The organism is Nitratireductor aquibiodomus NL21 = JCM 21793 (genome assembly GCF_000615975.1).
In the GTDB taxonomy this organism is placed as follows: Bacteria; Pseudomonadota; Alphaproteobacteria; order Rhizobiales; family Rhizobiaceae; genus Nitratireductor; species Nitratireductor aquibiodomus.
The window spans coordinates 65,440-82,039 of the sequence record NZ_BAMP01000008.1; the positions used below are offsets into that span (position 1 = coordinate 65,440).

Genomic DNA, 16,600 nt, shown 5'->3' on the forward strand with positions numbered 1-16,600 from the left:
GGGTGCTTGGTCCCATAGGGCGCCACTCACTCGCCCATCAGCCGAAACTCCAGATAGAGATTGCGCTGCAGCAGCGAGTGGTTGTCGTCGGACATAAGCGAGACCATAGTCGCGCCATCGGCGCGCTGCCAGACATCGAGCGCTTCCATATTGTCGATCTGGTGATCCATGCCGGCGGTAAAGAGCACCGGGCCGTCGGCCACCCTGCCCGGCGCGATGGTTGCGCCATCGATCCGGCGAATGCGCATGGCCACACCGCTGGCGAAGGTGAAGCGACGCTCCAGCAGAAGCAGATCGCCATCGGGCAGAAACGCGCCATCGGTGATGTCGAAACCTTCGGAGCGCGCGACGGTGAAGACGCCTTTCATCGGCCCTTCGAGAATGGCGGCAAAGCAATTGCCGTCCTCATCGATGCTGCGCTCGGCAACGACGACACGCGCCCCGTCCAGCCGTCCGCCCGACGGCGCATAGGCGATGGTTTCGAAGCCGCGATTGCTGCGCAACTCCTCTCGCGGAACGAGATAATCCAGATCGCGGATGGCGGATCCCATGGCATCGCGCTCGATCTCGAACTCGGCAATGCGCTGAACGCGCTCGAAGCTCACCGTCGCCAGTTCGCCCCTGACGGCGATGCCTTCGGCATCGGTGGTCCATTTCTCGCGGGTGGAGTTGCCGTCTCCGTCCACCATGGGCTGCATGGAGAACTCGGCAAAGCCGGACGGACGCCCCTCGGCATCCCGGGTCAATGTTCCGAAGAACCAGAAGCCCGTATCGGAAACGCCGATGAACTCACTGCCAGGCGAAATGAAGCGAAAAGACGAAAACGCACCGAAATGATCGACCGGCGAGGTCATGGAAAGACCGCCGACAAACTCCAGCGGTCCAAAGCGCTTATCGTGAGAACCGACGGCAAAATGGCGGATGGGCACCGCATTGACCGCCATGGAAATGGCCGGTTCCTGAGCCTTTACCGAGATGGCGATCGCAAGGGTGAGCGCCACAAGCAACAGGCGCAGGCCTAAGGGACGCAGACTAGCCCGCACGCCGCATCGCGCCGCCGCCGCGGCGCGCGCCCTCTTCCTCGAACAGCGAAGCAAGCTGCTCGGTCATGGCGCCGGCCAGTTCCTCCGCATCGACAATGGTGACGGCGCGGCGGTAGTAGCGCGTGACGTCATGGCCGATGCCGATGGCAAGAAGCTCGACCGGCGAGCGGGTCTCGATCAGGTCGATAACGCCACGCAGATGCCGCTCCAGATAATTGCCGGGATTGACCGATAAGGTGGAATCGTCGACCGGCGCGCCATCCGAAATCATCATCATGATCTTGCGCTGCTCGGGCCGCGCCATCAGGCGCTGGTGCGCCCACAGAAGCGCCTCGCCGTCGATGTTTTCCTTCAGAAGCCCCTCGCGCATCATCAGGCCGAGATTGCGCCGGGCACGACGCCAGGGCGCGTCAGCGCTCTTGTAGATGATGTGGCGCAGATCGTTCAGACGGCCGGGATTGGCGGGCTTGCCATCCTTGAGCCATTTCTCGCGCGCCTGCCCGCCCTTCCACGCACGCGTGGTGAAACCGAGGATTTCGACGCGCACACCGCAGCGCTCCAGTGTGCGGGCCAGAATGTCGGCGCAGGTGGCGGCCACCGTGATCGGCCGGCCGCGCATGGAGCCCGAATTGTCGAGCACCAGCGTCACCACCGTGTCGCGGAAATTGGTGTCGCGCTCCTGCTTGAAGGAGAGCGGCTGCATGGGATCGATGACCAGCCGCACGAGCCGCGCCGTATCGAGCACGCCCTCTTCCAGATCGAAATCCCAGGAGCGGTTCTGCTGGGCCATCAGGCGGCGCTGCAAACGGTTGGCGAGACGCCCGACCACGCCCTGCAGATTGGCAAGCTGCTTGTCGAGGAACGCGCGCAGGCGGTCGAGTTCTTCCTCGTCGCAAAGCTCTTCGGCGCCGACCGTTTCGTCGAACTCGGTGGTGAAGACCTTGTAGTCGATGTCGCGGGCGGCCTGGTCGAACGGGCTGTCGGGACGGCGCGCCTCTCCGGGCGTCTCCGAATCCATCTCGTCGTCCTCGGAAACATCGTCGGCGGTGGTGTCACCGGCCTCGCTTTCGCCGGTCTCGGTGTCCTCGCTCTCGCCGCTGGACTCCTCGCCCTCGCTCTCTTCGCCGCCGGATTCGTCTTCCTCGCTCTGCTCGGCCTGTTCCTGCGCTTCGGGTGCGTCGCTGTCTTCCTCGCTTTCCTCGGTCTGCTCTTCCTCAGCAAGGTCCTCGCCAAGGTCGATGGAGGAAAGGAGATCGCGCACGGCGCGGGCAAAGCCGTTCTGATCGTCGATCTGGCTGGCAAGCGCGTCGATGTCGGCCGCCGCCTTGTCCTCGACCCAGTCGCGCCAGAGCGACACGAGCTTTTCGCCGCTCTTCGGCGCAGGGCGACCGGTCAGCTTTTCGCGCACCATCAGCGCGATGGCCTCCTCAAGCGGCGCATCGGCTTTCTCGGAAACTTCCGCGAGGTTGGCGCGCTCATATTTGTCCTGCAGCATGGCGGCGATGTTGTCGCCCATGCCCTGCATGGCGCGCGAACCGATGGCCTCGACGCGAGCCTGCTCGACGGCGTCGTAAATGGCACGCGCTTCATTGCCTTCCGGCGCAAGGCGGCGGTGCAGATCGGTGTCGTGGCAGGCGCGGCGCAGCGCCATGGAATCGCCGATGCCACGCGTGACGGTGAGCGCCTCGGCGGTCGCCCGCTTGGGCAGATCCGGAAGGCGGGCGCGGCTGCCCGTGAGCGACGGCTTGTCCTTGGAAAAGGAAACCTCAAGCTCGTGATCACCCGCAACAGCGCGCATGCAGGCGGTGGTGGCCCGCTTGAACGGGTCGAGCGGTGCGTCGGTGGGTTGTCCGGGCTTTCGGTTGGTCTGGCTCACGGGTCGTCTTTTTCTCGGGATCGGCTCAGTGGGCGCGGCCGTCATATTCCTGGGGTTTGAGACCGTTGAGGTCGACACCGTCGAGGCAGCGTACATTCACCGCCGCTATTTTCGTGCCGTCCGGCATCGCGCCTCGGGCGAAGGATTCCATACCGCAACCTGAGCAGAAGAGATGCTCGATCGTGTTGGTGTTGAAGCGATACTCCGTCAGGCTTTCGTCACCCTTTTCCAGAGTGAAATTGTCGAGCGGCGTAAAGGCGAGAATGCTGCCGCGCTTGCTGCAATAGGAGCAATTGCAGGTGATCGGATTCTCGAGATCAACTTCGACGCTGTAGCGCACGGCGCCGCAATGACATCCACCCTGATAACGCATCCGTTCCTCCTGGAACTGTGTGTTTTTCCGCATTTCTGCGGACGTCAGGTGTTTCCACCTGACTGCAAAATGCTTTAGCTCAGCGCAACGTTGGCAGCGCTCTCCGGCAGTTCCTCACCGAAAGCGCGCTGGTAGAACTCGGCGACCAGCGCCCGCTCCAACTCGTCGCACTTGTTCAGGAAGGTCAAGCGGAAGGCGAAGCGACATCGCCGAAGATCTCGGCGTTTTCGGCCCACATGATCACCGTACGCGGGCTCATGACGGTCGACAGGTCGCCATTCATGAACGCCGAGCGCGTCAAATCGGCAACGCGGACCATGCGCGAGATCGTCTCGCGGCCCTTCTCGGTCTGGAAGTGCTTGTTCTTGGCCTGAACGATGGCGACTTCATCGTCATGCGGCAGATAGTTGAGCGTGGTGACGATGGACCAGCGGTCCATCTGCGCCTGGTTGATCTGCTGCGTGCCGTGGTAGAGGCCGGTCGTGTCGCCCAGGCCGACCGTGTTGGCGGTGGCGAACAGGCGGAAAGCGGGATGCGGACGGATGACGCGGCTCTGGTCGAGCAGGGTCAGGCGGCCCGAGGATTCCAGAACGCGCTGGATGACGAACATCACGTCCGGGCGGCCGGCGTCATACTCGTCGAAGACGAGCGCGACATTGTGCTGGTAGGCCCAGGGCAGGATGCCGTCCTTGAATTCGGTGATCTGCTTGCCTTCCTTGACCACGATGGCGTCCTTGCCGACGAGGTCGATACGGCTGACATGGCTGTCGAGGTTGATGCGGACGCAGGGCCAGTTGAGACGCGCGGCGACCTGCTCAATGTGGGTCGATTTGCCGGTGCCGTGATAGCCGGAAACCATCACGCGGCGATTGTGCGCAAAACCTGCCAGAATCGCGAGCGTCGTCTGCTTGTCGAACAGATAGTCGGGATCGACATCCGGCACGTGGGAATCGGCCACGGAATAGGCCGGCACAACCATGTCGGACTCAAAGCCGAACGTGTCTTTCACCGAAACGGTCGTGTCGGGCAAATTGGCGATATCGCGGTCAATCTTGTTCATCATGCCTCCAGCGGCCAGGCCCTCGCCTGCATCGCTTGAACTGTTCGTTTTTCCGGAGCGTCTCATCAGACTTTGTTCAACGCGTCTTATCAGACGCCCGCTTTAACAGAAACCCGCCTGTTTCAACAGACGGTATGCTTCAAGCACGTTTCTGAGCCGGTCTTCAGAACCCCGGTCGCCACCATTCGCATCGGGATGGTGCTGCTTCACCAGATCCTTATACCGCGACTTGATCTGTTCGCCAGTCGCTTGTGCTCCCAGGCCCAGTGTTTCGAGCGCCTTGGCCTCAAGCGGCTTCAGCCGCTTTTCGCGCGGCTTGCGCGCGGCCTGCTGCTCGCCGAACATGTTGAAAGGGTCGCCCATCCGGTTGTGATAGGCAGCGCGGCCGGAGCGATAGGTCGAAAAATCGGCCGCCGCTCGGGTCTCGCCACTGCCGCCCATCTTCCAGGTCGGGCGATGCCCGGTCAGCGCTTCCTTCTGGTAGCGCGCGACTTCCGTGTCGCTGAGACCGGAGAAATAGTTATAACCCTTGTTGTATTGCCGCGCGTGATCGACGCAGAAGCGGAAATACTGGCCCTCCGCGTGACGCCCCACAGGCGCACGGTGCATGCCCGGCTCATCACAGCCATCCCACTGGCAGCGTGGCGCGCGAGATTTCGCCTCCGCCTGCGGGTCGGGTCGAATGCGAATTTTCTCGAAATATTTCGAGTAGGGTTTCATATCGGACTGCGTGTCACCAAATCAGTGTGGAAGTATGGCCGCTCAGCGCCGGGATACAAGAATTGACTTTTGGCCAAAGTTCGACCTAGCGCTTGAATCGAACGTGAATTTGGGGATGTCCCCCATATGGTGTGAGGAGACGCGATTGTCCATCCAGTCAACGATAGAAAGCAAGCTGACCAGCGCATTTTCGCCGGAACGGCTTGCCGTGATCAATGAAAGCCACCTGCACGCGGGCCATCAGGAGCATTTCGACGGCACGGGCGAAACGCATTTTCGTGTGCGGATTGTCGCAGAAGCCTTTGCCGGCATGAGCCGCGTCGAGCGGCACCGCGCCGTCAACGAACTGCTTGCCGAAGAGCTCAAGGACCCCGTGCACGCACTGGCGATCGAGCCGGCAGCGCCGGGAGAGCCGACGCGCTGGTGATACGGCAGTACCGGGCGGTTACCCCAGCGGCCTGATCCGCAGCCTTGTGATGCGGTTCTTGTCGCGCTTCATGACAATGAAACGCTTGCCGAAGAAGGTGAATGCCTGCTTCTCGTCCGGAATGGTCTGGGTCTCGTGGATGACGAGACCCGCGATCGTCGTCGCTTCCTCATCCGGCAGGTCCCAGTCGAGTGCGCGATTCAGGTCGCGGATCGGCACGGAACCTTCCACGACGATGGAGCCGTCTGCTTCCTGCTTGACGCCCTGCACCTCCACATCGTGTTCGTCGGCGATATCGCCGACGATTTCCTCGATGATGTCCTCGAGCGTTACCAGGCCCTCCACCTCGCCATACTCATCGACAACGATGGCGATGTGCGCCTTGCGGCGCAGAAAGGCGTTGAGCTGATCCTGCAGCGTGGTCGTGTCGGGCACGAACCATGGTTTCGAGGCCACTTTGGCGATGTCGATCCTGGTATAGTCGTTCTGCACATCGCCCAGCGCGCGCAGCAGATCCTTCGCGTGGACCACGCCGACAATGTTTTCCGTCGAGCCCTTCCAGATCGGGATGCGGGTATAGGGGCTTTGAAGGATCTCGCGCACCACGACTTCGGGCGCCTCATCCGCATTGACCGAGCGCATGTTGGTGCGGTGGATCATGACGTCCGAAACTTCCAGTTCATGCAGGTCGAGCAGACCACCGACACGGTCGCGGTCCTGTTTGACCACGGCGCCCTCACGGTGCAGGACCTCCACGGTGCCGCGCAGCTCCTCATGGGCGGAAAGCATCGATTCGCGGCTTTGCAGGTCGACACCGAAGATTGCCAGAAGAAGCCGGACAATCGCATTGGCGAGCGATGACAGGAAGCCGAACAGAAGCACCACAACACGGGCGAAGGGCGACACGGTGAGAGCGAAAAGCTCCGGCTTTGCCAGCGCCCAGGATTTCGGCAGGATCTCGGCGAAGATGACGAGCAGAACAGTCATGATGACGGTGGCGTAGAGCACGCCGGCATCGCCGAAGAGTTTCAGAAACAGGCTGGTTGTCAGCGCCGAGGCAAGGATGTTGACCAGATTGTTGCCGATCAGCAGCGCGCCGACGAGCCTGTCGCGCCGCTGGATCAGCCGGTCGACCAGGCCGGCGCGCGCGTCGCCATTGGCCTCCATCGTATGGAGCCTGGCCCGTGAGACAGCCGTCATGCCGGTCTCGGTTCCCGAAAAGAGAAAGGAGAGCGCGATCAGGCCCAGAATGATGCCACCGGTGATCCACATCTCGGCTGTCATTGCGAAAGAGCTCCCTCAAGAAAGGAAAGAACCTGGCTGGTCGGCACGTCTTTCGCAACGAAAGACTGGCCAACGCCGCGGGTGAGAATGAAGGTGAGCGCGCCGCGCGACACCTTTTTGTCCTGCGCGATATAGGTCAAAAGCTGCTCTGCGCCAGGCAGACCGCCCGGCACATCGGAAAGCCGGGTCGGCAGGCCGACAGCGGCGAGATGCGCCTCGACGCGCTCGGCATCGTCGGGACTTGCCAGATTGAGCTGCGTGGAGAAGCGGTGCGCCAGAGCCATCCCGATCGCAACGCCCTCGCCATGCACAAGACGCGCGCTGTCATAACCGGTGGCTGCCTCCAGCGCGTGACCGAATGTGTGGCCGAGATTGAGCAGCGCGCGGTCACCCTTTTCCAGCTCGTCGCGGGCCACCACATCGGCCTTGGCCTGACAGGACTGCGCGATCGCCTCAACCCGCTCGGACCCGCCGGCAAACACCGCCTGCCAGTTTTTCTCCAGCCAGGCAAAGAACTCTGGCCGGTCAATGAGGCCGTATTTGGCGACTTCGGCATAGCCCGCGCGGAACTCGCGCGGCGAGAGCGTGTCGAGCACCGCCGTATCGGCAATGACAAGCTGCGGCTGATGGAACACGCCGACGAGGTTCTTGCCATGGGCGGTGTTGATGCCGGTTTTGCCGCCAACGGAGGAGTCCACCTGGGCGAGCAGCGACGTGGGTGCCTGCACGAAGTGCATGCCGCGCCGCACGATGCCGGACGCGAAGCCAGCCAGATCGCCCACCACGCCGCCGCCAAGCGGAATGACGATGTCGCCGCGCTCAAGCCGGGCATCGAGAATGCCGGACACCACCTCTTCAAGCGTTGCGAAACTTTTCGAGCGCTCGCCGGGGGCAACTGTGATGGCGCTCGCCTCGATGCCGGCATCAGCGAGACTGCCCTGAAGTGTCGCCAGATGATTTTCCGCGACATTGGCGTCGGTGACGATGGCGGCGCGCACGCCCGGAAGGCGGCGCGCGATCTCCGCACCCGCCCGCCGAAGCAGGTCCGGCCCGATCAGGATGTCGTAGGAGCGCGCGCCAAGCGAAACACGCACTTTGGCGGGCGCGGCATTCACATCGTTCATGATCGGGTGTCCTTCCGGTGTTCGTCCTCCCCTTTCGGGGCCTGGTTCTGCAGATGGTCGTCAAGAGCGGCAATCACTTCGGCGACGATGACCTCCTTGGCCTCGTTGCGCGAGTGAACAACGATGTCGGCCTCGGCATAAAGCGGGTAGCGCTCGTCCATCAGGCGACGCATGACCCCTTCGGGATCGTCATTGTTCAGGAGCGGCCGGTTGGAGCGGCGGCCGACGCGTTCCATCAGGGTCGGCAGGTCGGCCTTCAGCCAGACCGAGATGCCGCGGCGCGCGACGGCCCGCCGTGTCTGCGCGCTCATGAACGCACCGCCGCCGGTGGAGACGACACGCGGCCCGCTTTTAAGCAGACGCGCGATCACCCGACGCTCCAGCGAGCGGAATTCGCTCTCTCCATAGGCCGCGAACAGGTCCGGCACCGTCATGCGCGAAACGGTCTCGATCTCGTGATCGCTGTCGATGAATGGCAGCTTCAGTGCATCGGCCACACGCCGGCCAATCACCGTCTTGCCGGCACCCATCAGGCCGACGAACACAAGCGAGCGCCTGCCAAGCCGGTGGGCGAGATTTTCGATATCTGGAACGGATAGGTTTTCGGTGACTGTCATGCTCGCGCCTCTGCCTGCCGGTTTCGACACAAAAGCCATGATCCGTCAAGCGCTTGACAGGCAGGCAACGCAGTTACCCGCTTGCAATCGACAGACCGGCATCCCATAAACGGGCTGGGCAGGGGAAGTCAGAATGGGGCATTGAAGGCATGCCGACACTTTTTCGGCTATTGATGATCATCGCGGTGCTGGCCGGGCTGGTTTATGGTGCGATGGTCGCCCTCGTGACCTTCGTGGAACCGCAGACCGGCGAGATGAGCGTGCGGATCCCGGCAGATAAACTGAACCCGTCACAATGACCTCCCGGATCGGCAGCGGCGCGCGGATCGAGGCCTTTCTGGAGATGATGGCCGCCGAGCGCGGCGCCAGCGACAACACGCTTGCCTCCTATCGCCGCGATCTGGAAGACGCCGCCCAGCACGTGGCGGCAAAGGGACAGGCCCTGCAGGATGCCGGCGCTGACGATCTGCGCGATTTCCTCACCGCCCTCTCGGCTCAGGGTTTTGCGGCGACGACCCAGACCCGCAAGCTCTCGGCACTCAGGCAGTTTTTCCAGTTTCTCTATGCCGAAGGACTGCGCGGCGACGACCCGACGGGCGTGCTCGACAGCCCGAAGAAGGGGCGCGGCCTGCCGAAGACGCTGAGCGAGGAAGAGACCGGAAGCCTGCTGGAACGGGCCGAAACGGAGGCCCGCGAGGCCGCTCCGGGCACACCAGAGCACGTTACCGCGTTACGGCTCCACGCGCTGCTCGAAGTGCTTTATGCCTCGGGGCTGCGCGTTTCAGAACTGGTGAGCCTGCCGGTCACGGTTGCGCTGCGGGATGAGCGTTTCTTTGCCGTGCGCGGCAAGGGCGGCAAGGAGCGCATCGTGCCGCTTTCGGGCAAGGCGCGCGCGGCCATGCAGGCCTGGCTCGCGGTGCGGAAGACGAGCCCCTCCCGGGCAGAAAGCACCTGGCTCTTTCCCGCCGGTTCTGAGAGTGGTCACCTGCCACGCCAGGTCTTCGCACGGGAATTGAAGGGGGCCGCCGCGCGGGCGGGGATCGACACGGCAAAAATCTCGCCGCATGTGCTGCGCCACGCCTTTGCAAGCCATCTTCTGCAGAACGGCGCGGACCTGCGCGCCGTGCAGGAACTGCTCGGCCATTCGGACATCTCCACGACGCAAATCTATACGCATGTGCTTGAAAAACGCCTTGCCGAGCTGGTTCAAAAGCACCATCCGCTTGCCGATTAGCTTCATCAACGTTATGTGGAGCGTCACATTACCGGCGGCAGGCCGTGTTCAACCAAGAGATGCCTCTATCGCAGTGTCTCGTGTTCGATTTGGCGAGTGAATGTACAACTATCTCGATTTTGAAAAGCCCGTTGCCGATCTCGAAGGCCAGATCCTTGAACTGAAAAAGCTCGCCGAAAGCGGCGAAGCGGTGGACGTTGCCGACGAGATCGCACGCCTTGAGAAGCGCTCCAAGGACGCGCTTATCGAAATCTACAGGTCGCTGACGCCTGGCAGAAGGCACAGGTCGCCCGCCATCCCGACCGCCCGCACTGCCTCGATTATGTGCGCGGGCTCTTTACCGACTTCACGCCACTGGCCGGCGACCGTGCCTATGGCGAAGACAATGCGGTGATCGCCGGCTTTGCACGCTTCAATGGCGAATCCGTTGCGGTGATCGGACAGGAAAAAGGCAATGACACGCAGAGCCGGCTGAAGCACAATTTCGGCATGGCCCGGCCCGAAGGCTACCGCAAGGCGGTGCGTGTGATGGACCTGGCTGACCGTTTCGGCATCCCGCTGATCAGCATCGTCGACACGACCGGCGCCTATCCCGGCATTGGCGCGGAAGAGCGCGGACAGGCGGAAGCCATCGCCCAGTCGACCTCCCGCTGCCTTGGTCTGAAAGTTCCGAACATCGCCGTGGTCATCGGCGAAGGCGGCTCGGGCGGTGCAATTGCCATCGCCACGGCCAACCAGGTCTACATGCTGGAACACGCCATCTATTCGGTGATCTCGCCGGAGGGTGCCGCCTCCATCCTGTGGCGCGACTCAGCGCGCGCCAAGGATGCCGCCACCAACATGAAGATCACCGCACAGGACCTGATGGGCCTCAAGGTGATCGACGGTATTATCCCCGAGCCCATCGGCGGCGCACACCGGGCACCGGAAAAGGTGATTGCGGCGGCCGGCGACCAGATCGAGAAGGGTTTTGCCGAAATGGCCGACGGCAAGATGGATTACCGCGAGCATCGCCGCGAGAAGTTCCTCGCCATCGGCCGGACATTGTAGGCCCCGATCAGGCGGCGGAAGCGCGCTGCGGTCTGCGGACAACGCGGACGGTACCGCTGTTTCCGCCACCGCAGAAAAAGCGGTCTCCACCATCGGATTCGAGACCCGAAATGCCCATACCGGACGGCATGTCCAGTTGGGTCAGCACTGCCCCGGTTTCGGGGTCGATGCGCCTCAATTCGCTTTCGTCACCTTCCCACGTACCGTGCCATAGCTCTCCATCCACCCATGTGACGCCCGTAACAAACCGGGTGGACTCGATCGTGCGCAGGATCGCACCGGTTTCCGGGTCGATCTTGTGAATCTTCCGCTCACGATACTGCCCGACCCAAAGCGCGCCATCGGCCCAGGCCAGACCGGAGCTGCCTCCGTCCTGCGGTGCCGGAATGCTTGCCAGAACCGAACCCGTTTTCGGATCGATTTTCTGTATCCGGTCTTCCGCGATCTGAAACATGTGCGTGCCGTCGAAAGCCGTGCCCGCCATTGCCGTCATTTCGATCGAGCGAACGATCTTCCCTGTTCCGGGATCGACGGCGTTCAACCTGTCTCCCGAAGCAAACCACACATTCTGTCCGTCATGGGTGACGCCGTGAACGGCCTCCACCTCCGGGAAGGGGCCGAGTTCCTGGATGATGTCTGCTTTTGATCTGGTCATGATCCATTTCCTTTCCGATTGATCATGGATCGAGCCTATCCGTCGGTGATTTTGGCCGGGAGTAACAAGTTTGTCGGGAAACCGGGCAGTGTGGGCACGACCCAGCGACAGGCACGGCCGCGCCCGAAAGACCGCACCTTGCCCCCCTCCCGCAACCGCTCAAGCGCCCGCTGGACAGTGCGGGAGCTGACGCCAAGCGCCAGAGCAAGCGCCGCGCTGGACCACGCCTCGCCATCGCCAAGCAGGGCAAGCACATCGGCATGGCTGTCTTCCACAGGCTGCGCCAGAACAACCACGTTCCGCCCCTCCGGAACGGTCAGAACGAAACCGGCATCCGTGGCGCGCAGACCTGCATGGTCCTTGAGAAGCGCGCGCAACCTGCCGATCTCGACCCGCAAACGTGCACGGTGGGACTCGTCCGCAACGCGGCCTCTGAACGCTTTTGCCACCAGCGTCTCGCGTGACGCGTCCGACGGCCATGCTTCGGCAAGCGCCCGCGCAAGGGCGAAGAGAACCGGACGCGTCTCAAGCCCGATGATCGCGCCTTCGCTGCGGATCACATGCCGGCAGGCATCCACCACGAACATGTTCCCCGCAAGAAGCGCCTCCACCTGTTCGAGCAGGAGCAGTTCGTCCCGCTCGCTCGCCACCAACCTCGCCGCCGGCGCCGCCAGCGCCCGAGTGGCGTCGTCGACCTCGCTTAACAGCGCTGGAATACCAGCCTGCCCTGCAGAAGCAGCAGCGCGCTCCAAAGCCCTTTTCGCCTTCGCGGCTTCGATCCGACGCATGGCGATGCCAGCGACCACCATGTCGCAGCCGGCCTGCGCCTGCAGTGGCAGCAAGCCCGGTTCGAGCATATCGAGTTCCCGCTCGGCCTCATCCAGACGACCGATCAGCAGGAGATGCCGCGCGGAGAGGTAGCGGGCATAGGCGGCGTTGATGGTGTCGCCGTGACGTTCCAGCGTATCGCGTGCCCGTTGAAGCGCCTTCTCCGGCCAGCCGAGATCGCGCGAGACAAGGGCAATCTCGGCTTCCGCCACAATACAGCGTGCCCGGGCCCTGTGTTCGCGCGGACTGAAAGCGCGGGCCGCGCGGCGCAGAAGCGCCTTGGCCAGTTCCAGATCGCCGAGTTGCGCCATGGCAATACCGCGCAATGCGAGTGCCGGCGCATCACTGCGCAGGGCAATGCGATTGAGCGCGGCCAGAGGATCACCCGCCGCCAGGGCACGGCCCGCTGCCGTGATCAGAGCGTCCATCTAAATCGCGCCACGATTGTCTCACTCCCCCGCCCCGAAAACCGCTCCCTACTCTACCGGACAGCCGCCCACCGACAAGACGCGGATGAAATGCGGTCGTGCTAAGGAGAAAATCATGACTGTGCACACGACCGGGATACGTACCGGGGCTCATACCAGCCATGTAAGGCTCATCAGCCCGGTCAAAGCACCTTGCGCAGAAATGCGCGGGTGCGCGGGTCCCTGGGCTCGGTGAACATCGTGTCGGGCGGCCCCTGCTCGACGATCTTCCCGCCATCCATGAACAGGATGCGATCGGCTATGTCGCGGGCGAACTGCATCTCGTGGGTGACGATCAGCATGGTCTGGCGCGCATCCGCGATACGCTTGAGTAATTGCAGCACCTCGTCCACCCATTCGGGATCGAGCGCCGAGGTGGGCTCGTCGATCAGCATGATCTCGGCCTCTGCCGCCATGGCGCGGCCGATACCGACACGCTGCTGCTGGCCGCCGGAAAGCGCGGCGGGATAGCTCTGCGCCTTGTCGGCGAGACCGATCGTTGCAAGAATCTCCTCGGCGCGGGCGTGCGCCCTGGCCTTCTCCCAGCCCCGGACGGTGATGAGACCCTCGGCGATGTTGTCGCGCGCGGTCTTGTTGGCAAAGAGCGCGTAGTTCTGGAACACGAAGGAGGTCTGCCGCCTGAGCGCCAGTTCGTCCGCCGAACCTGCCCTGCGCGCGTCGACGGTGACGGGGCCGATGGTGATGGTTCCCTCGTCCGGCCTTTCGAGAAAGTTGAGCGAGCGCAGCAAAGTCGACTTGCCGGTGCCGGAGGGTCCGATGATCGCCACCCGCTCGCCGGAACGAATGTCGAGGTCGATGCCGTCAAGCACGGTATTAGCGCCGAAGTGCTTGGTGAGCCCCTTGACCGAGATCATCGCGCCACCGCCTTTCCGAGCCGTGCTTCGAGCTGGCGCTGGACGACCGTCAGCGCCTCGACGATGACCCAGTAGACAATGGCGACGAGAATGAAGGCCTCGAAATAGAGAAAGCTGCCGGCCGCTTCCTTCTGTGCCGCGCCCATCAGTTCGGTCACACCCAGCGTGAATGCAAGCGAGGTGCTCTTGATGATGTCGACGAAATAGTTGACCAGCGTGGGGGCAGCGATGCGGGCCGCCTGCGGCAGGATAATGCGGCGCATCATCTGCGATGTCGTCATGCCGACTGAGCGCGCCGCCTCCCACTGTGAGCGATCAACGCCGAGGATCGCGGCGCGAATGCTTTCGGCCATGTAGGCCGCGAAATGCAGGGTGATCCCCATGATGGCCGCAGTGACGCCATTGATGGCTGTCAGGAACGAAAACACCTGCGGCAGACCGTAATAAAACAGGAAGAGCTGCACCAGAAGCGGCGTACCGCGAAAGAAGCTGATGAAGATCTGTGTGAAACCATCAAGCAGGGGCACCCGCATGACGCGCACAATGGCCATCAGCGAGGCGAGCAACAGCGCAAAAACCATGGCCACCGACGCCATGGCGAGCGTCAGCGGCACATATTTGAGAAGCACGGGGACGAGCCCCAGCATATAGTCGAGATCAAGCGGTCTCATCGTCCCCGGCTCTCAGTGGCGTTGCGTGTTTACTGCGTAATGTCGGTACCAAACCATTTCTGCGAAATTTCGGTCAGCGTCCCGTTTTCCTTCAGCGTGGTGATGGCCGCGTCCACGCGGTCGCGCAGCGCCTTGCCTTCATCGTCGTTGCGGAACGGGAGCGCGTTGCGGATCTCGGAGAAGGGCTGGCCGGCGAGCGCCAGCGGCAGCGGCGTTTCCTTGATCACCTGGCTGGCGCTGACGCGGTCCATGACGAAAGCGTCGACGCGGCCGAGCGCCGTGTCCTGCTCGAGATTGCTCTCATAGGTCTTGATTTCGATCTCGTCGGCATAGGGCAGTTCGCGCAGAAGCTGCTCGAAATTGGAGCCAAGGTTGACGGCGACCGAGCGGCCCTTGAGGCTTTCGGGTCCGGTGATCTCACCCTCATTGCCCTTCTTCACGACCACCTGCGCACCGTCGATCACATAGGGCTGCGAGAAGGCGAACTTCGCCTCGCGCTCGGGCGTGATGGTGATCTGGTTGGCGATCGTGTCGATGCGGTTGGATTCGAGCGCGCCGACAAGGCCGGAAAAGCTCATGGTGACATATTCCACGTCATCACCCGTCTCCTTGACCACGGCATCAATGAAATCCACCTCGAAGCCCTGAAGCTTGTCCTGCTTGACGAAGGTGAACGGGAAATAGCCTCCCGACATGCCGACACGAATGGTCTCTGCCTGGGATGCCGAAACGGTGGCGGCGAAAATTGCGGCTGCTAGTGCCAGTTTGCGCATTGTAATCTCCAGCGGCGCCCCTGCGCCTGCGTGTTGCTCGGTGCGGCACAAATAGTCAGTGTAGAAAAATTTTCTATAGGCATGCCGATTTCCTTATTTAAAAAGCAAAATTCTTATACTTATGGCGCAGAGAGACGTATCGGATACCAAAAATAAGGATTGTTTGAGTATGATTTAACCGCTTTGTCATAGGCACGAAGGCGATCTACCGGGCAGAAAGCCAGTTCGCGAACACGCTTCAGCCTCTTGCGCGCACAACATTCCTCCCCTAGAAGCCGCGAAAAGGCCACAAAGCCCGACAAAATGCCACAAAATGGTCACGGCATGACTGCAATGCCTAACGAGCCGGGTAATCTTTTCGAAAGCATAAGGGTTCATTTTCTATAAGCGGAGTGGCATTTTAGATTCTCCGCACGGGGGCCAAATAGGCGGGACACGACAACCATCCATGACACGCCTGATCAAATACGCCTTCTTGCTGTCGACAGCGCTTGCGCTGGCTGCATGCAACGAAACACTTGAAGACATCGCGCCGAAGGCCGAGCGTCAGTTGCCGGCGCGCGTCGTGCAGACGATGAAGGCCAAGGGGATGAGCAAGACCTCTCCCGTGATGATGCGCATCTTCAAGGAAGAGGGAAAGCTGGAAGTCTGGAAGGCCAAGACCAATGGCCGCTACGACATCATAGCCAGCTATGACATTTGCAAATGGTCGGGCCAGCTCGGGCCGAAATTCACTGAGGGCGACCGCCAGGCGCCGGAAGGTTTCTACACGGTCCGCCCCGGCCAGATGAACCCGAAGTCGAGCTATTACCTCGCCTTCAACATCGGTTTTCCGAACGCCTACGATCAGGCCAATGGCCGCACCGGCAAGCACCTCATGGTGCATGGCGCCTGCTCCTCCGCCGGCTGCTACTCGATGACCGACGAACAGATCTCGGAGATCTACGCCTTCGCCCGCGACTCCTTCAAGGGCGGGCAGCGCGAGTTCCAGGTTCAGGCCTTTCCGTTCCGCATGACGGCCGAAAACATGGTCCGCTACCGGAGCGACCCGAATTACGATTTCTGGAAAATGCTCAAGGAAGGTTACGACCACTTCGAGCTGACCAAGATCCCGCCGAAGGTGGATGTGTGCGGCAAGCGCTATGTGTTCAACCGCGAGGCCGTGGACGGAGAGCGTCTTTCGCCGACCGCTGCATGCCCGCCGATGAGCCAGCCCGAATCGCTGCTTACGGCCTACCGGCAATACCAGGCGCAATACGACATCGCTTTCAACAAGGCCCTCAAGGCGCAGTCGACTGCTACACGCTCCGAAACCATCGCCGGGCATGAGGAAGCACGCCTGGTGGCGGATTGGAGCAAACGCCGCGCGCGGGGCGAAAAGGTTTCGCGCCTGCCGCCCAACATTCCCTCGCCGACCGCGGTCGCCGAGCGCCTCAGCCGGCATCGACACCTGCTGTTGCAGCAACGGCTTCGGCCTATACGGCAGAGCCTGCCTCACGCCTTCAGCAATGCGCTGGAAGCCG

16 protein-coding genes and 2 pseudogenes are annotated in these 16,600 nt (G+C 62.3%); 5 read left to right on the forward strand and 13 right to left on the reverse strand.

Annotated features, from left to right (window positions below; all coding sequences use genetic code 11):
- Positions 1-26: 26 nt before the first annotated feature.
- The 5 genes and pseudogenes from JCM21793_RS04095 to JCM21793_RS04115 all read right to left on the reverse strand — a co-directional run bounded on the left by JCM21793_RS04095 (position 27) and on the right by JCM21793_RS04115 (position 5,072).
- Complete coding sequence (locus JCM21793_RS04095; protein ID WP_051556110.1) at positions 27-1,007, reverse strand: esterase-like activity of phytase family protein; 981 nt, start codon at positions 1,005-1,007, stop codon at positions 27-29.
- 25 nt (positions 1,008-1,032) lie between these two features.
- A complete protein-coding gene (gene cobT, locus JCM21793_RS04100; RefSeq protein ID WP_202901396.1) occupies positions 1,033-2,964 on the reverse strand; it encodes a cobaltochelatase subunit CobT in 1,932 nt (643 codons plus the stop codon).
- Complete coding sequence (locus JCM21793_RS04105; RefSeq protein ID WP_025029546.1) at positions 2,945-3,292, reverse strand: GFA family protein; 348 nt, start codon at positions 3,290-3,292, stop codon at positions 2,945-2,947. The genes cobT and JCM21793_RS04105 overlap by 20 nt, the downstream gene beginning before the upstream one ends.
- Positions 3,293-3,366: 74 nt before the next feature.
- Positions 3,367-4,352 (reverse strand): annotated as a pseudogene (cobS, locus tag JCM21793_RS24050) (cobaltochelatase subunit CobS).
- A 102-nt stretch (positions 4,353-4,454) separates the two neighbouring features.
- On the reverse strand, positions 4,455-5,072 hold the full coding sequence (locus tag JCM21793_RS04115; RefSeq protein WP_025029547.1) for a J domain-containing protein: 618 nt from the start codon (positions 5,070-5,072) through the stop codon (positions 4,455-4,457).
- A 145-nt stretch (positions 5,073-5,217) separates the two neighbouring features.
- Between JCM21793_RS04115 and JCM21793_RS04120 the strand changes: the two genes are divergently transcribed.
- On the forward strand, positions 5,218-5,499 hold the full coding sequence (locus JCM21793_RS04120) for a BolA family protein (RefSeq protein WP_025029548.1): 282 nt from the start codon (positions 5,218-5,220) through the stop codon (positions 5,497-5,499).
- 18 nt (positions 5,500-5,517) lie between these two features.
- Here the strand turns inward: JCM21793_RS04120 and JCM21793_RS04125 are convergent, their stop codons facing one another.
- The 3 genes from JCM21793_RS04125 to JCM21793_RS04135 are packed head-to-tail and all read right to left on the reverse strand — an operon-like array spanning position 5,518 to position 8,524.
- Positions 5,518-6,783, reverse strand: coding sequence for an HlyC/CorC family transporter (locus JCM21793_RS04125; RefSeq protein WP_007010273.1), 1,266 nt, complete (start codon positions 6,781-6,783; stop codon positions 5,518-5,520).
- Positions 6,780-7,907 carry a 3-dehydroquinate synthase gene (aroB, locus tag JCM21793_RS04130; protein ID WP_007010272.1) on the reverse strand — a complete coding sequence of 376 codons (1,128 nt, stop codon included), beginning with the start codon at positions 7,905-7,907 and terminating at the stop codon, positions 6,780-6,782. The genes JCM21793_RS04125 and aroB overlap by 4 nt, the downstream gene beginning before the upstream one ends.
- On the reverse strand, positions 7,904-8,524 hold the full coding sequence (locus tag JCM21793_RS04135; protein ID WP_007010271.1) for a shikimate kinase: 621 nt from the start codon (positions 8,522-8,524) through the stop codon (positions 7,904-7,906). Before JCM21793_RS04135 ends, aroB begins: the two co-directional genes overlap by 4 nt.
- A gap of 149 nt (positions 8,525-8,673) precedes the next feature.
- On the opposite strand from JCM21793_RS04135, the gene JCM21793_RS04140 reads away from it, so the two are divergent.
- The 3 genes and pseudogenes from JCM21793_RS04140 (at position 8,674) to JCM21793_RS24055 (ending at position 10,808) form a co-directional block, all read left to right on the forward strand.
- Positions 8,674-8,823: a hypothetical protein gene (locus JCM21793_RS04140; protein WP_007010270.1), complete on the forward strand. Its 150-nt coding sequence runs from the start codon at positions 8,674-8,676 to the stop codon at positions 8,821-8,823.
- Between the two features lie 8 nt (positions 8,824-8,831).
- On the forward strand, positions 8,832-9,758 hold the full coding sequence (gene xerD, locus JCM21793_RS04145) for a site-specific tyrosine recombinase XerD (protein WP_036539572.1): 927 nt from the start codon (positions 8,832-8,834) through the stop codon (positions 9,756-9,758).
- A gap of 100 nt (positions 9,759-9,858) precedes the next feature.
- Positions 9,859-10,808: pseudogene (locus JCM21793_RS24055) on the forward strand (acetyl-CoA carboxylase carboxyltransferase subunit alpha).
- Between the two features lie 7 nt (positions 10,809-10,815).
- Here the strand turns inward: JCM21793_RS24055 and JCM21793_RS04155 are convergent.
- The 5 genes from JCM21793_RS04155 to JCM21793_RS04175 all read right to left on the reverse strand — a co-directional run bounded on the left by JCM21793_RS04155 (position 10,816) and on the right by JCM21793_RS04175 (position 15,077).
- Positions 10,816-11,463: a Vgb family protein gene (locus JCM21793_RS04155; protein WP_007010267.1), complete on the reverse strand. Its 648-nt coding sequence runs from the start codon at positions 11,461-11,463 to the stop codon at positions 10,816-10,818.
- 35 nt (positions 11,464-11,498) lie between these two features.
- Positions 11,499-12,719, reverse strand: a complete 1,221-nt coding sequence (locus JCM21793_RS04160) for an HTH domain-containing protein (RefSeq protein ID WP_025029551.1) — start codon at positions 12,717-12,719, stop codon at positions 11,499-11,501.
- Between the two features lie 182 nt (positions 12,720-12,901).
- Positions 12,902-13,633 (reverse strand): amino acid ABC transporter ATP-binding protein, encoded by a 732-nt coding sequence (locus JCM21793_RS04165; protein ID WP_025029552.1) that lies wholly within the window; start codon positions 13,631-13,633, stop codon positions 12,902-12,904.
- Positions 13,630-14,304, reverse strand: a complete 675-nt coding sequence (locus JCM21793_RS04170) for an amino acid ABC transporter permease (RefSeq protein ID WP_007010264.1) — start codon at positions 14,302-14,304, stop codon at positions 13,630-13,632. Before JCM21793_RS04170 ends, JCM21793_RS04165 begins: the two co-directional genes overlap by 4 nt.
- Before the next feature lie 29 nt (positions 14,305-14,333).
- Positions 14,334-15,077: an amino acid ABC transporter substrate-binding protein gene (locus tag JCM21793_RS04175; protein ID WP_007010263.1), complete on the reverse strand. Its 744-nt coding sequence runs from the start codon at positions 15,075-15,077 to the stop codon at positions 14,334-14,336.
- A 448-nt stretch (positions 15,078-15,525) separates the two neighbouring features.
- Between JCM21793_RS04175 and JCM21793_RS04180 the strand changes: the two genes are divergently transcribed.
- Positions 15,526-16,600, forward strand: a 1,075-nt coding sequence (locus tag JCM21793_RS04180) for a L,D-transpeptidase family protein (RefSeq protein ID WP_025029553.1), incomplete at its 3' end; no start/stop codon positions are given.

Excerpts from the sequence above, each read along its gene's own strand:
- JCM21793_RS04165 (WP_025029552.1), bottom strand. The coding sequence starts at position 13,633 with ATGATCTCGGTCAAGGGGCTCACCAAGCACTTCGGCGCTAATACCGTG.
- JCM21793_RS04160 (WP_025029551.1), bottom strand. The coding sequence starts at position 12,719 with ATGGACGCTCTGATCACGGCAGCGGGCCGTGCCCTGGCGGCGGGTGAT.
- JCM21793_RS04135 (WP_007010271.1), bottom strand. The coding sequence starts at position 8,524 with ATGACAGTCACCGAAAACCTATCCGTTCCAGATATCGAAAATCTCGCC.
- JCM21793_RS04125 (WP_007010273.1), bottom strand. The coding sequence starts at position 6,783 with ATGACAGCCGAGATGTGGATCACCGGTGGCATCATTCTGGGCCTGATC.
- JCM21793_RS04175 (WP_007010263.1), bottom strand. The coding sequence starts at position 15,077 with ATGCGCAAACTGGCACTAGCAGCCGCAATTTTCGCCGCCACCGTTTCG.
- aroB (WP_007010272.1), bottom strand. The coding sequence starts at position 7,907 with ATGAACGATGTGAATGCCGCGCCCGCCAAAGTGCGTGTTTCGCTTGGC.
- JCM21793_RS04155 (WP_007010267.1), bottom strand. The coding sequence starts at position 11,463 with ATGACCAGATCAAAAGCAGACATCATCCAGGAACTCGGCCCCTTCCCG.
- JCM21793_RS04140 (WP_007010270.1), top strand. The coding sequence starts at position 8,674 with ATGCCGACACTTTTTCGGCTATTGATGATCATCGCGGTGCTGGCCGGG.
- JCM21793_RS04115 (WP_025029547.1), bottom strand. The coding sequence starts at position 5,072 with ATGAAACCCTACTCGAAATATTTCGAGAAAATTCGCATTCGACCCGAC.
- cobT (WP_202901396.1), bottom strand. The coding sequence starts at position 2,964 with ATGACGGCCGCGCCCACTGAGCCGATCCCGAGAAAAAGACGACCCGTG.
- JCM21793_RS04170 (WP_007010264.1), bottom strand. The coding sequence starts at position 14,304 with ATGAGACCGCTTGATCTCGACTATATGCTGGGGCTCGTCCCCGTGCTT.
- JCM21793_RS04105 (WP_025029546.1), bottom strand. The coding sequence starts at position 3,292 with ATGCGTTATCAGGGTGGATGTCATTGCGGCGCCGTGCGCTACAGCGTC.